Below are 13,825 nucleotides of genomic sequence, written 5' to 3'. Positions count from 1 at the left end.
CCATAACCACCTTACTTAAATCTCTACTAACTCATGCAGCCAATTCGGACTTTTAACGTTTATCCCTCTTTGCCGCCTCGCTTAGAAAGCTTGCGCCCGTTAGCTTACAATCTTCATTGGGATTGGAGTGCCGAAAGCAAAGACTTATTTCGCCGTTTAGATCCTGACCTTTGGGAAGCAAGCCGCCATAATCCGGTTTATATGTTGGGCAATATTAGCCAAGTACGTTTACAAGAAGTGGTAGAAGACGAGGGCTTTTTAGCCCAAATGGACAGAGCCGCACGTCAGTTGGAAGATTATTTGCAAGAGCGTAGCTGGTATGACAAAAATCGGGCGCAGGAAACAGATAATAAAACTGATAAATACTCCCAAGAATGTTTTGCCTATTTCTCCGCCGAATTTGGGCTAGTTGATTGTTTGCCAATTTATTCGGGAGGCTTGGGGGTTTTAGCGGGGGATCATTTAAAGTCAGCGAGCGACCTAGGTTTACCTTTAGTAGGAGTTGGCTTACTTTACCAGCAAGGATATTTTGCTCAGTATCTCAACGCCGATGGTTGGCAGCAAGAGCGCTACCCCATCAATGATTTTTATAATATGCCTTTGTTTTTAGAGCGTAATTCTGATGGTTCGGAGTTGCGAATTGAGGTAGATTACCCAGGACGCACGGTTTACGCTAGAGTTTGGCGGGTGCAGGTGGGAACTGTGCCTTTGTATCTATTGGATACAAATATCGAACCAAATAACCCTTACGATCACGACATCACAGATCAACTGTATGGTGGCGACATTGATATGCGTATCCACCAAGAGATAATGCTGGGAGTTGGTGGGGTAAGAATGCTCAAAGCTTTGGGCTTAAGGGTCACAGCGTATCACATGAACGAGGGACACGCGGCTTTTTCGGCTTTAGAGCGGACAAGAATCTTGATGCAGGAAGAAGGTTTAAAATATACCCAAGCAAGACAATTAGTTGCCTCAAGTAATATTTTTACAACTCATACCCCCGTACCGGCGGGAATTGACTTATTTGCACCAGATAAAACTTTGTATTATTTGGGTCATTATGCGGAAATTTTTGGTTTGTCCAAAGATCAATTGCTAGGTTTGGGACGGGAAAATACGGGAGATTTGACTTCGCCGTTTAGTATGGCAGTGTTGGCGCTCAAAACTGCAACTTTTGCTAATGGTGTTGCTCAGTTGCACGGTGTCGTATCGCGAGGAATGTTTAGAGCCTTGTGGCAGAATTTACCTGTACAAGAAGTACCAATTACCGCCATTACTAATGGCGTTCACGCCCGAAGTTGTGTTGCCAGCGCTACTCAGACGTTGTACGATCGCTACTTAGGCCCAAATTGGTCTTCAGCCCCGGCAAATAGCCAGTTGTGGGAGCGTGTACATACAATTCCCGATGAGGAATTGTGGCGCAATCACGAACGTTGCCGCTTAGATATGGTGGTGTTTGTCCGCGAACATTTAGTAAAGCATTTACGCGATCGCGGGGCAAGTCCGGCAGAAATTACCCAAGCTCAAGAAGTGCTAGATCCTTCAGTATTAACTATTGGCTTTGCTCGTCGGTTTGCTACCTATAAAAGGGCTACGCTATGGATGCGCGACTTGGAGCGATGCAAGCGGATTTTAGCGGGAAATAAAGATCGTCGAGTGCAATTTGTAATTTCTGGCAAAGCTCACCCTAAAGACATTCCTGGTAAAGAGCTAATTCGCGATATCAACCACTTTATCCGGGAGCAGGGTTTATCTAAGCAAGTGGTATTTGTGCCTAATTACGATATCCATGTAGCGCGGTTATTGGTTGCTGGCTGCGATATTTGGCTCAATACTCCCCGTCGTCCCCGCGAAGCTTCTGGTACTAGCGGTATGAAAGCGGCGATGAATGGGTTGCCCAATTTGAGCGTTTTAGATGGCTGGTGGGATGAAGCGGATTATGTGCGCACGGGTTGGGCTATTGGTCACGGGGAAAATTACGAAGACCCCATGTATCAAGATGAGATTGAAGCTAATGCTTTGTATGATTTGATTGAGCAAGATGTAGTGCCTTTGTTTTATAACCGCGATGCGGAAGGCTTACCCCGCCCTTGGGTAGCAAAGATGAAAGACGCAATTCGGCTCAATTGTCCGTTTTTTAATACTGAGCGGATGGTGAGTGAGTACGCACAAAGGGCTTATTTCCCGGCAAGCGATCGCTATCATAGTTTAAGTGTGAATCATTACGCGCCCGCTAATGAATTAGCCGAGTGGAAAGCTAATTTAACTGACCACTGGTACAACATCAAAATCGATAGTATTGATATCTCTGATACTACAGATGTTAAGGTAGACCAAACGATCGCTGTTAAGGCAAAAATCGATCTAGCTACTTTAACCCCTGATGATATTCAAGTCCAACTCTATCAGGGTGCTATTGATGCTAATGGCGAGATTGTTGATGGCGTTCCGGTCGTTATGGAGTGTCAAGGGCATGATTCCCACGGTAGTTGCGTGTATACGGCAAATATTGTTTATACTCGTTCTGGCTTGCAGGGTTTGTCTTTGCGCGTCCTACCTCAGCATGAATACTTGTCTAGTCCCTACGAACCCCGCTTGATTTTGTGGGCTTCTTGATTTACGTTGGTTGCATAAAATTTCTCTAGGAAAAACCAAGACTTGGGGGGTCTGCCCCCCAAACCCAACGGCAACAAAGCGGGAAGCAGAGCTACACCGCTTTTTGCCTCCCCATTGGGGGACGGCTTGCCTCCCCCAAACCCCCTGCAAAAGGGTCATATCTGTTAACCGCTAAATTTGTACATAACACTGTTGCGAAAATCTCAACAAAGCTCTTTATAATACTTCAATCTCAATAAAATTCCTTGCCTAAACAACGCCTAGATACTCTACTCGTAGAGCTTAAATTATGCTCCTCTCGCGCCTTAGCTCAAAGGCTAATTCAGGCTGGCGAGGTTAGGGTAAATGGTCAAGTTGTCGATAAAGCTGGTACAGAAGTCGATACCACAGCGCCAATTCAAGTTAAAGAAAAGTTGCCTTACGTGTCTAGAGGTGGCGAAAAACTTGCTAAGGCTCTATCGGTATTTGCTATTAACGTAACCGATAGAATTTGTCTAGATGGTGGCATTTCTACCGGTGGCTTTACTGACTGCTTGCTGCAAAATGGCGCAAAAAAAGTTTATGGCGTTGATGTTGGCTATGGACAAGTTGATTGGCGCTTGCGTACCGAAAAGCGAGTAGTTTTATTAGAACGTACCAACTTGCGCTATCTAAAGCCTCAAAACTTATATCAGGGTGCGGAAATCGCCGATTTAACGGTGGTTGATGTGTCGTTTATTTCCCTAACTAAAGTGATGCCTGCTTTATGGCAATTACTAACCCCGCCGCGCGAGGCGGTATTGCTAGTTAAGCCGCAATTTGAGGTGGGCAAGTCTCGCGTGGGCAAAAAAGGCGTTGTTCGCGACCCCAAAGACCAAGCAGAGGCTATTTTTCACGTCCTCCAAGCTGCTTTAGAATTTGGCTGGCTTTATCGTGGTTTAACTTGGTCGCCTCTAGTTGGGCCTGCCGGAAATATTGAGTATCTTTTGTGGTTGGGTATGGATAGCCAAACGCCGCCTACAGACCAAATAGAAATTGCACAATTAGTTACAATGGCTCATCAAGAATTGAAAAATAGTTAAGTTGAGCGTTTCGATCGCAAGTTTGGGAACTCTAAGATTAAGAGCTAAATAAAATAATGAAACTCCTAATTAATCGTTACTCAATTTTTGCGATCGCTTTAACTACTACATCTATCACTGTTTTACTCCTGTTATTACGCTCCATTACTATTGTTCCGGCTGGCTATGTGGGCGTGGTTGATAGCTTTGGCTCGGTTTCAAGTCAAACTCTTAAGCCTGGTTTGAGTTTCAAAAATCCCTTATCCCAAGTAGTCAAGTTTTCAACTCGCACTCAGGAAATGAAGGAAACTCTAGATGCACCGTCTAAAGAAGGATTAAACATCAAACTAGATGTCAGTATTCTTTACCATGTGGACGAAAAAAAGGCTCAAGAAATTTATCAAACTATTGGCACGGATTACGAGCAAATTATTTTGATTCCGCAATTTCGCTCGGTAATTCGGAAAGTAACCGCTACTTACAATGCTAAAGCTCTCTATACCTCCGAAAGACAGAAGCTAGCTCAAGAAATCCGCGACTCTTTGAGCCAACTTGTAGCTAATCGAGGCATAATTATTGAAGATACTCCCTTAAGAAAGCTAGAATTACCCGCAAAAATTAGCCAAGCTGTAGAAGACAAATTGCAAGCGGAGCAGCAAACTCAGCAAATGGATTTTGTGATTCAAAAAGAACGCAAAGAAGCTGAACGCAAGCGCATTGAAGCTAGAGGAATTGCTGATTCTCAACAGATTATTTCTCAAGGACTCAATGATAAACTTTTGCAATTAAAACAAATTGAGGCAAATGAAAAATTAGCCCAATCTTCTAATGCCAAAATTGTTGTAGTTGGTACTAGCAGACAAGGAGAGCCTTTAATCATTCAGCCATAAGAGCTAATTTCCAACGAGTTCTAGAAAAGCTGCACACTCAACATGAGATGTTTGGGGGAAGAAATCGGCGCTTTGGACTCTGACTAATTCGTAGTTACCATCAGAGCAAAGTAGCTTCAAGTCACGGGCTAAAGTTGCAGGTTTGCAGCTAACGTAAACTATTTTTTGGGGCTTAGTTGCAATTAAAGCATCAATTACTGTGCGATCGCATCCTTGGCGGGGTGGGTCTAGCAATACAACATCTGGCTTAATCGTCAAAGCTGGAAGCGCCTTTTCTACCGAACCTAATTGAAACGTCGCATTTTCAATATTATTGCGCCAAGCATTAAACCTAGCTTGCTCTACGGCGGCGGCTTGTACCTCTAAACCAATTACTTGTTTAACTTGGGAGGCTAAGGGCAAACTTAACGTCCCAATGCCACAATAAGCATCCACTAAGACCTCTTGACCTTGTAAGTTGAGTTGGAGTTTAATTACCTCTAACAACGCCTCTGCCGCCTCTGTATTCACCTGAAAAAACGTAGTAGGCAACATCTGAAACTCTAAGCCAGCAAATTGTTCTACTAAGTAAGCCTCCCCAGCAATACAACGAGTTTTTTCACCAAATATCGTATTAGTAGCTTTGGCGTTGAGATTTAGCGACACTCCGACTAATTTTGGATAGCGGTCTAACCATTCTTGCGCTTGGGTTTCAAGTTCTTGTAAAGTCCAATCTGTAACAACTAACGTTAGTAACATTTCCCCAGTGCGGCGACCAATTCTCAAACCCAAATGCCTCAATCTTCCTTGATGGCGGGTTTCGTTGTATATTGACCAGCCGCGATTGTAAATATCTTGCTTGATTTCTTTAAGTAACGGATTTAGCCGCTCATCTTGGACGGGACATTGATTAAGATTAATTAGTTGATGAGTACCTTTTTGATAGTATCCTGCTTGTACTTGTCCTTCTGCTGACCTACTAAGGGGATAAGTTGCTTTATTGCGGTAGCCTAAAGCTTCCGGTGCTGCTAAAACTGGATCTACGGGGGGATTTGTAAATCCGCCAATTCTTTCTATTGCTTGCACAACTTGATTAAATTTTGCTTTTAGTTGATATTCGTAAGCTACGCTTTGCCACTGACAACCCCCGCATTTATCGGCAACAATACAGCTAGGTCGCCGACGGTGGGGCGATCGCTCTAAAATTTCATAAAGTTTACCATAGGCATACTTAGGTTTTACTCTAATTAACCGCGCTAAAATACGATCGCCTGGTACAGTATCCGGTACAAATACAACCCGCTCCTCAAAGCGTCCTACCCCGTCCCCTGTATCGCTCAAATCGTCGATAACTATCTCAACTAAGTTACCCTGTTGCCATTGCTGCGGTTGATTTTCTGCATCGGTGGATAATTGATTTAAAGACATAGTGTAAATTTCTCTTTATTTGTGTACATAGACTTAGTTAAACTACTAATGTTTATTAGCGATCGCAATCATCATGAGTGTAGTTAGTCAACTTATTTTGCAAGCCGACGACGATCTTCGCTACCCCAGCACTGGCGAACTTAATACCATTAAAGAGTTTTTGAGAACTGGGGAACAGCGCATGAGAATCGCTGCAACTCTAGCTGAGAACGAAAAAAAGATTGTCACTGAAGCCAGCAAGCAGCTTTGGCAAAAACGCCCCGACTTTATCGCCCCTGGCGGTAATGCTTACGGCGAACGTCAACGAGCTTTATGTCTGCGCGATTATGGCTGGTACTTGCGCCTAATTACTTATGGCGTACTGGCTGGCGATAAAGAACCGATTGAAAAAATTGGTTTAATTGGCGTGCGTGAAATGTACAATTCTTTGGGCGTTCCCGTTCCAGGAATGGTTGAATCTATCCGTTGCTTAAAAACTGCGGCTCTTAACTTAATGAGCGCCGAAGATGCGGCAGAAGCAGCACCTTACTTTGACTATATCATTCAGTCAATGTCCTAAACCTGTGTTAAAAAGCTCAACATAAAATGTGTACTCCGCTAAATTTTTAGTGGCGTTACATAAAAATTCTAAACTTTTAACTTGTTTCCTCACTGGAGGCGGCTGTAAATCTAGCATTTTGTTAGCATCCGCAAGCAGTGGGGAAATTTTGATTTATTTGAGCATAACTCTAAACCAATGTTCAAAGCGATCGCCTAATGCTTCTAAAGAATAGTCTGTTTCCGCACTCTGGCGGCAGTTAGAGCGGTCAATTTGGGGTAAATGTGCGATCGCACTTACTAATCCTTTTACACTATCTGGTTCTACCAAAAACCCTGTTTTCCCATCTTGTACAATCTCCGCCGGGCCGCCGCGACGATAAGCAATTACTGGTACGCCACAAGCTAAAGCTTCAATTGCTACATTTCCAAAAGCTTCTATCCAGCGCGGTGTCATTAGTAAGGCAATACATTGGCGCAATTGTTGCTGCATATTGGTTGTAGACAAAAATCCCAAGTATTCTATCGGCGCGTTGGGGTAAGTAATGCAAATCTTTTGCCAGTATTCCTCGTCTTGCATTTTGCCCATAATTTTTAGGGGAATATTACTAATTTGCGCCGCTTGTACCGCATCCTCTAAAGCTTTTTCGGGGGCAATTCTCCCCAACCAAGCTAAATAATTATTTGGATTGGGGCAAAATTCGTATAAAGATAAATCTACGCCGCTACTCAAACACGCACATTCAGTATTAAGAGCAAAAGTTGCCGCTTGAGACGGAGTATAAAAACCAATCGTACCGGGAAACTTTGCGACTACTTGGACAACCATTTTATCCATTGCCACCGATAACGAACCCATACTAACAAAATGAGCGATCGCTTTATCAAAAAAAGGTGTCACATAAAAAGGCAGCCAATCGTAAGCAAAATTAACTATTAAATCGTACTCTCCCTGTACTTGCCGCGCGTACTCCCACATATTCGCCAGTACGGAATTATCGGGCATCATAATCGGCGTGTCGCGTCCCTGACTTTGGGCGATAATCTGCCTATTGCCCGGAATTTCTATTATGGGTAGTTGGGCAAGTTTTGAGCCAACAGGCGCAAGGATTTGTAAGCTATGTCCTCGCCTTAGCATTTCTTGAGCAATATTATATAAACTTAGTTCCACTCCGCCACCGATTCCCGTACCCAATGCACCAACGGGAGTAGAAACAAATAATAATTTGAGAGAATAGTTAGGCAAAATAACTTTAAGGTAAGGTTTCAGGTTCGTTTAAATTAACAATTGCCTGCTGCAATTGGGTTTCGCTGCTAGTAATTACAGGATTTTTAGCGGCGGTTAAATTTTCTCTTTGATTTACTAGGTAAATACTGACTAAAGTTAAGCCAACTCCTAGCCACTGCAAAGGACTCAGGAATTCTCCCAAAAAGAGATTACCAAAAAATAAGGCAAATACCGGAGTTAAAAAGGTTAAGGAGCTAAGACTTGTTAAGCTACCGCTAGAAGCAAAGTAGAAAAATAAGCCGTAAGCTAAGGCACTACCAAATATAGTTGAATATCCTAACGCCAGCCAGCCGCCCAAATCGATATTTATCCACTGTTGGGATTCAACGCCGCTCGACAGCGCAAACAATGGTAAACCGCCCAAAATCATATGCCATCCCGTAGCTACTACGGGATCTGTATAGCGGCATACATAACGGATTAAAATCGTCCCTACCGCCATCGACAGCGCCGCTAATAGCATCAACCATTCCCCACTAGCAAACAAGTTTTGCCAGCTAAGAGCAATATTAATTGCATCTTTATGGAACAGATTGATGATCCATTCATCGGGTAAACCAATTAAACTAATCCCCAGTACCCCAATAAACAAGCCTAGCCATCCCCATAACCCAATGCGATCGCCAAATAGCCATAGCGCCAGTATTGCCACTGCTAGGGGCTGAGAATCAATCATTACAGATCCCAATCCCGCCCCGGTTCTTTCTAATCCTTCTGCCAAAAAGCCTTGAAACATCGTCCCATCTACCAAGGCAAATAAACCAATCCACAGCCATGCTATCCAGCCTTTAGGCTGAGGTTTGCCTAAAATTGCCGCAACTATCAACACCAGTACCCCCGCCGGGACTAGACGCACTCCTGCCATAAATAACGGCGTAGTATGGGGTATTACGGCTTTCATTGCTACCATTGCTGTACCCCAGAAGAAAAAGGGCGCAATAAGTAACACTGAAGCCAACAATTTTGAATCAGTAAGTTTTAGCTGCATGGAGTCGCTGGGCATTTTATTTAATTTTACTTAAATATATATTTTTGTTAAGGCTGCGACTAATTATCCTCTCCTGTGCGCTGGTATATGTAGCAATCCTATGCAGATTCATAATCATTTTCCGTAGGGGCGCAATTGATGAAAGAAAACGCTATAGCTTTAGGCAATGAAGTTTCTCACTATTCCCTTGGGGATAAAATTTAATTACCAGCTAATAGAATTAGGTCTACTTATATAACCCTCAAATATAATTTCTAAAATAGATAAATCGTCATCAAACCCTGTTTTTGAGTTTAATGTTAGTAAATGATTTAGTATTGCATCAAGACTACAACTGTTGTTGTTGTACTGCTCTTGAAGTAGGTTTACAAAAGCCTCAAAGTCCCAATCTCTACCTTTTGCCGAATTGATTTCATAAACCCCATCACTAAATAGATAAATAATACTAGATTCTTCGATGTGACAAAACCCGTTTACATATTCAGAATCTGGAAACATCCCTACAGGAACACCCGCAGTTCTTAGTAATTTTATTTGACTGCTATCTGTAGAATTTTTAGAAAGTAATACTGCTGGAGGATGTCCGGCACTAGAATAAATTAATTGATGATTTATACGGTTATAAACTCCGTACCAAATTGTAAAATACTTATTATTGTGATAGCTCATTTGAAAGGCATCATTAAGCGCACTTAAAACCTGATTAGGTTGATAGTAATTAAGGCGAGGAATAGCACGAGAACGAAGGAGATTTAGGACAGATATAGAAGGCAAAGTAGCGCCTAACCCGTGTCCCGCCGTATCTAATAAATAAATTGCTAAATAATCTCCATCTAACCAATAATAATCAAAACAATCGCCACCAAGATTTTTACAGGGTATAAAGCGCGAATTAATAGTTAGAGGTTGATACATAGGACTAGGCAAAATATTTTGCACATAGTCCACAGCTTCGCCCAATTCTGTTTCTAAAAGTTGCTTTTGATTTTGTAAATCGCGGCTCATTTGATGCCAGCGCAAACCTGCTCTTACCCGCGCTTTTAGTTCATTTGGCTCGATGGGTTTAGTAATAAAATCATCCGCTCCAGAGTCTAAACCTTTAACCACATCTGCAACCGAATCTAAAGAAGTTAGTACGATAAAAAAAGTAGTGGATAAATTAGGAGTGGCTTTCACTTGACGGCAAACTTCTATCCCGTCCATTCCTGGCATTAACCAATCACAAATAATTAACGATGGTTGCAATTGTTGCGCTTGTTCTAGCCCAGTTTCGCCGCTCGTAGCCGTGATTATTTGATAACCTTGTTGTTCTAATATTTTTGTAAGTGTTAGCTGTACTATTCCGTCATCATCAATAATTAAAATCGTAAACATGAATAATTAAGTTTATTTATCATAGAGATTTTAGAGGATTTAGCCAGAAAACAATTGCTTTTTTGAGTTGATTTAGATCCCGATAAATTTCTTGTTTAAACCACTGACCCATCGCATCAAAAGGTGTAAATGTTGTTCCCGATTGCCAATTGACATCTTGCCCTAATGGTGTAGTATGCGTGCCGTTGAGAGTCTGGGCTGTTACCATATTGGGAAAACGTTTTTGTAACAATTGAGTCAAGGCAGCAGATTGGTCGAGAGTATCATTACTAAACTTAATTAACAAGTTGCGACGGACATTATAACGTTCTTGAACTATGTTATTAGTTTCTAGAGGCGAGGGGGTAAATTCGACAGCAAAAGCAGGATTAAGTTGCTGAACAAAAGGTATAGCATCTCGCGCTGCATAGTTATTAAAAGAAATTAAAATATTGCCCGATCGCTCTACAGAAAATAAACTACCAGCGAGGAGATGAAGTTTGCAACCCATACTATGACCTAAGCCATAAATAGGTAAGTATTGCTGGCGGAGTAAGGAGCGATATTTTAGTTCGCTGATAGTGCGATCAAAGCTTTGCAAAACGGATTGCGCGATCGCACTATGATCGAGAGTATTTACAAAAGGTGTAGCTACAACGATGTAGCCTTGCTTGGCGACTTGTTCCAATAACCAACGATAAGTCACTTGAGGAGCCGCCGCCACAAACGCCCCCCCTAAAAAATGTACAATCCCCACTGGGTGCGGGGGAATTAATACCCAATTACCAGAAATTTCTTGCCAATTCATAACTAAATTGTGCCATCAAGCTTAGATACTTGACGATAAAAAAAGCTACTTATTTATTGCAAACTTTGTTCTGGTTGAGTAGCTGAGTTTTGCCCAATTCGGGGTTCAGTCCCGGCAATTAAGCGCTCAATATTGCTGCGATGTCGTAAAATCACGTAAAATCCACCCGTAAGCGCAAATAGTACGTAAGCTAAAGGCTGATGGAAAAATAGCATTAGTAAAGTTACTGCGATCGCCCCCGCTATAGAACTCAACGACACAATCCGCGAAAAGGCAAATACTAACCCAAAAACGGCGATCGTTGATAAGCCTACCATCCAAGACATAGCCAGTAAAACTCCTAAACTTGTAGCGACAGATTTACCGCCACTAAAGCCAAGCCAAATTGACTTACTATGTCCCAAAACAACGGCTAAACCCGCACTTGTCACCATCCAAGGAAGCCAAGAAGAGATATTTACTTCTGGGGGAATGAGTTGATTGTTGGCGGCAAAATTGACTAACCAATGAGTAGATGCGATCGCGCTATAACCTTTGAGCGCGTCTACCAATAAAACAAACATTCCTGGGACAGTTCCGAGGGTTCTTAGCACGTTTGTTGCCCCTGTAGACCCGGAACCGTGTTCGCGGATATCAATGCCTTTTAGCACCCGCGCGGCGGTGTAGCCTGTGGGAGTAGAACCTAATAAGTAAGCTACCAGCAAAAGTGCGCCGCCCAAAGTTAACCAAGTAAGCATATTTTTTCTAAAAAGGGGACATCGCTTTAGTTAAAAAAGTCGTCTTCTCGCTCTCTATTGATTTGCGGATCGGGAGCAAAAGCTAGTAATAAAGGAAATTGCAATAGAGAAAGGCTAATTTTTTCCTCTGAATCGTCAACAATAATTAACGGCAACTCGTTAGCTTTAACTAGACGCTCGGCTTTAATCGCCAAAGCGTCCGCAGACTCAAATAATACTACACCGCGATCGGGGCCAAAATCAGCGCGAACAATACCCAAACAGTCCTGTAAGCCGCGCCGCCATTCTCCCAAACGTTCGGGGGTATTAGCAAGAATTAAGGCGCGGAGGCGATCGCCATGTAACTCTGACAAAATAGAGATAACGGCGGAACTAATTAAGATATTCTGCAAGCGACTACCCATTGTTTTTAATGCACCTCTACCACCTTGATTGAAAAACCACTGCGACACCCGCTCTGCATGGATGGGTTCAAAGGTGCGGCGTAGTTTCCAAGGTTCTCCGTAGTAATCGGGCTTGGTGCGGTATTCGTCCAGCATCTGGCGAATTTCTTTAGTAGTCGATTGAAAGCGTTGCTCGGCAAATTGGGGCGTACTTGGTGGCGCAACAACTTTTTTTTGTGGCGGCGGTTCTACAGTGGAAACGGGCGGTAAAGGTGGCTCTATGGCGGCGGGGGTTAATTGTAGCTGTTCGACGGACGCTGCCAAATCCTGCAAGCTACCCGTAAGATAATCTTTAAAACCTTGAACTCTAATGGCTAATTCTTGAGAAGTTCCAGCAAAAGTAGTTCGCATCTCAGTCCGGATACGTTCAGAACGGCGTTCTAGCTGCTCAATCGTAATTTGTAAGGTTTGTTTGCGTTGCTCTAGGTGCGCTAAAGATTCTTGCACCACTACCGACATAGCATTTTGCGTTTGCGCCAACTGCTCAGAAATCGAACTGTAAGAGGCTTGCAAAGTTGCAATTTCTTGTTTAAGACGTTGTTCCTCAACTTGTAAACCAGCTATGCGTTGTTGCTTTGATTCTATTTGCTCAATGTCAGAAATGCCTGTTTTTATTTGTGTTGACGACTCATTTTCTGATTTTGGAAGTTGGATTGCAGAATTACGATCGGCTTTTTCTGACTCTGCTACAGGCTCAGTAGTTGTTTCTGGGAGGGGAAATTGGTCTGCATTCATATAAAAACAAGTTTGCCAGGCGATCGATACAATTTATGTATTACTGATTAGGTAGGCGTTGCTCTAAGCAGCTTTTCAGCATTTTGGGATCAAACAAAATGGGCAGAAAATGAATACTTTTAACTTCTTTAAAGTAAAACAAAATTGGTACAGATGACCAAAATATGCGCCAAGTTTGCCACTCAGTGAAGGGAAAGCAACGAATTAAAGTTTCACCTCGATAAATATCTAAAGCGGTGTCGCTAAATTGTAGGCGAATTGTTGCCGCTTGAAACATCAGAAATAATCCAAATAAAGCGCAAACCAATCCTACCCACATCTGCAACAACAATACTGGAATCGCCACAATGACAATAACTATAGGTAAAGTGTAGCTAGGGGCAAGTTGTACCGTTGAAGCTGATTGTGTCGTAGAAATAGTCATAATTTTGATTTTTGCTCTAACACATAGTGCTTACTATTTTATGCGATACCGGAACGAGTCAACAGTCAGGGATAATTCATTCTAGAAGAGAAAATAATTTATCGATATCATGAGCAAGACATCGTTCGGCTTTGGTAAGAGAATCATAGCCAGACCTCCGCGCGATATTGCGGATAATAGACCAATTGGTGGCAGCATTGTAGTTACTAAATGGGGCAGCATTTTCTCCAAAAATTACATCTTTCACGAGCGTGCAAACGATTTTCAATTCCCCAATGAGTAGCGAATTCCCTTCGCAAAGGTAATTGCTTTTGAGACTAAGGAGCTAATGTAATAGTTAGTCTGTAGATATTTCTTGCCTACGCGGATACCGATGCGTTCAATTTGAATAAGGCTTTGCACTTCTACCCAATCGAGGTCAATGTTCTTAAGTTCACTAAAGACCTTGACGATGCGACAGGTAATTCATCCGTGAGTTTTCTCAATATCAACAATAACGTCTACATCGAGATGTTCGGAAATCTTTGATTTCCTGCAATGATTGAATTAAGTTGAC

At 42.5% G+C, this 13,825-nt stretch carries 13 protein-coding genes; 4 read left to right on the top strand and 9 right to left on the bottom strand.

Translation table 11 applies throughout. From position 1 onward, the window contains the following. Nucleotides 1-33 precede the first annotated feature (33 nt). From glgP to SYN7509_RS0203525, 3 genes are all read left to right on the top strand, one after another. A complete protein-coding gene (gene glgP, locus SYN7509_RS0203535) occupies nt 34-2,619 on the top strand; it encodes an alpha-glucan family phosphorylase (RefSeq protein ID WP_009631695.1) in 2,586 nt (861 codons plus the stop codon). 245 nt (nt 2,620-2,864) lie between these two features. Further along, on the top strand, nt 2,865-3,680 hold the full coding sequence (locus SYN7509_RS0203530; protein ID WP_009631696.1) for a TlyA family RNA methyltransferase: 816 nt from the start codon (nt 2,865-2,867) through the stop codon (nt 3,678-3,680). Between the two features lie 56 nt (nt 3,681-3,736). Continuing rightward, nucleotides 3,737-4,549 (top strand): prohibitin family protein, encoded by an 813-nt coding sequence (locus tag SYN7509_RS0203525; RefSeq protein ID WP_009631697.1) that lies wholly within the window; start codon nt 3,737-3,739, stop codon nt 4,547-4,549. Between the two features lie 3 nt (nt 4,550-4,552). On the opposite strand, the gene rlmD is transcribed toward SYN7509_RS0203525, so the two are convergent. Further along, on the bottom strand, nt 4,553-5,956 hold the full coding sequence (gene rlmD, locus SYN7509_RS0203520) for a 23S rRNA (uracil(1939)-C(5))-methyltransferase RlmD (protein ID WP_009631698.1): 1,404 nt from the start codon (nt 5,954-5,956) through the stop codon (nt 4,553-4,555). A gap of 73 nt (nt 5,957-6,029) precedes the next feature. Here rlmD and SYN7509_RS0203515 point away from each other — a divergent pair, with 73 nt between their 5' ends. Next, nucleotides 6,030-6,515: an allophycocyanin subunit alpha-B gene (locus tag SYN7509_RS0203515; RefSeq protein WP_009631699.1), complete on the top strand. Its 486-nt coding sequence runs from the start codon at nt 6,030-6,032 to the stop codon at nt 6,513-6,515. 153 nt (nt 6,516-6,668) lie between these two features. Here SYN7509_RS0203515 and SYN7509_RS0203505 read toward each other — a convergent pair whose 3' ends face one another. From SYN7509_RS0203505 to SYN7509_RS30050, 8 genes are all read right to left on the bottom strand, one after another. Further along, nucleotides 6,669-7,739 (bottom strand): glycosyltransferase family 4 protein, encoded by a 1,071-nt coding sequence (locus tag SYN7509_RS0203505; RefSeq protein WP_009631701.1) that lies wholly within the window; start codon nt 7,737-7,739, stop codon nt 6,669-6,671. A 7-nt stretch (nt 7,740-7,746) separates the two neighbouring features. Further along, entirely contained in the window at nt 7,747-8,769 is a 1,023-nt protein-coding gene (locus SYN7509_RS0203500; RefSeq protein WP_009631702.1) for a DMT family transporter, read from the bottom strand. Between the two features lie 204 nt (nt 8,770-8,973). Then, complete coding sequence (locus SYN7509_RS0203495; protein ID WP_009631703.1) at nt 8,974-10,143, bottom strand: PP2C family protein-serine/threonine phosphatase; 1,170 nt, start codon at nt 10,141-10,143, stop codon at nt 8,974-8,976. Nucleotides 10,144-10,162: 19 nt separating this feature from the next. After that, nucleotides 10,163-10,930, bottom strand: a complete 768-nt coding sequence (locus tag SYN7509_RS0203490; protein WP_009631704.1) for a DUF1350 family protein — start codon at nt 10,928-10,930, stop codon at nt 10,163-10,165. 53 nt (nt 10,931-10,983) lie between these two features. Further along, on the bottom strand, nt 10,984-11,667 hold the full coding sequence (plsY, locus tag SYN7509_RS0203485; protein ID WP_009631705.1) for a glycerol-3-phosphate 1-O-acyltransferase PlsY: 684 nt from the start codon (nt 11,665-11,667) through the stop codon (nt 10,984-10,986). A gap of 26 nt (nt 11,668-11,693) precedes the next feature. Further along, nucleotides 11,694-12,845 carry a DUF3086 domain-containing protein gene (locus tag SYN7509_RS0203480; protein ID WP_009631706.1) on the bottom strand — a complete coding sequence of 384 codons (1,152 nt, stop codon included), beginning with the start codon at nt 12,843-12,845 and terminating at the stop codon, nt 11,694-11,696. A gap of 40 nt (nt 12,846-12,885) precedes the next feature. Then, entirely contained in the window at nt 12,886-13,269 is a 384-nt protein-coding gene (locus SYN7509_RS0203475; RefSeq protein ID WP_009631707.1) for a DUF3119 family protein, read from the bottom strand. A gap of 76 nt (nt 13,270-13,345) precedes the next feature. Further along, nucleotides 13,346-13,516, bottom strand: coding sequence for a hypothetical protein (locus tag SYN7509_RS30050; RefSeq protein WP_158506132.1), 171 nt, complete (start codon nt 13,514-13,516; stop codon nt 13,346-13,348). Between the last annotated feature and the right edge of the window lie 309 nt (nt 13,517-13,825).

Origin of the sequence: Synechocystis sp. PCC 7509 (genome assembly GCF_000332075.2) — a bacterium.
Lineage (GTDB): Bacteria > Cyanobacteriota > Cyanobacteriia > Cyanobacteriales > Chroococcidiopsidaceae > Aliterella.
This window is presented reverse-complemented; position numbering and strand designations above follow the sequence as displayed.

What these genes read in the sequence shown, in the direction of transcription:
- SYN7509_RS0203525 (WP_009631697.1), top strand. Translation starts at nt 3,737, where the DNA reads ATGAAACTCCTAATTAATCGTTACTCAATTTTTGCGATCGCTTTAACT.
- SYN7509_RS0203490 (WP_009631704.1), bottom strand. Translation starts at nt 10,930, where the DNA reads ATGAATTGGCAAGAAATTTCTGGTAATTGGGTATTAATTCCCCCGCAC.
- SYN7509_RS0203500 (WP_009631702.1), bottom strand. Translation starts at nt 8,769, where the DNA reads ATGCAGCTAAAACTTACTGATTCAAAATTGTTGGCTTCAGTGTTACTT.
- SYN7509_RS0203480 (WP_009631706.1), bottom strand. Translation starts at nt 12,845, where the DNA reads ATGAATGCAGACCAATTTCCCCTCCCAGAAACAACTACTGAGCCTGTA.
- glgP (WP_009631695.1), top strand. Translation starts at nt 34, where the DNA reads ATGCAGCCAATTCGGACTTTTAACGTTTATCCCTCTTTGCCGCCTCGC.
- plsY (WP_009631705.1), bottom strand. Translation starts at nt 11,667, where the DNA reads ATGCTTACTTGGTTAACTTTGGGCGGCGCACTTTTGCTGGTAGCTTAC.
- SYN7509_RS0203475 (WP_009631707.1), bottom strand. Translation starts at nt 13,269, where the DNA reads ATGACTATTTCTACGACACAATCAGCTTCAACGGTACAACTTGCCCCT.
- SYN7509_RS0203495 (WP_009631703.1), bottom strand. Translation starts at nt 10,143, where the DNA reads ATGTTTACGATTTTAATTATTGATGATGACGGAATAGTACAGCTAACA.
- rlmD (WP_009631698.1), bottom strand. Translation starts at nt 5,956, where the DNA reads ATGTCTTTAAATCAATTATCCACCGATGCAGAAAATCAACCGCAGCAA.
- SYN7509_RS0203515 (WP_009631699.1), top strand. Translation starts at nt 6,030, where the DNA reads ATGAGTGTAGTTAGTCAACTTATTTTGCAAGCCGACGACGATCTTCGC.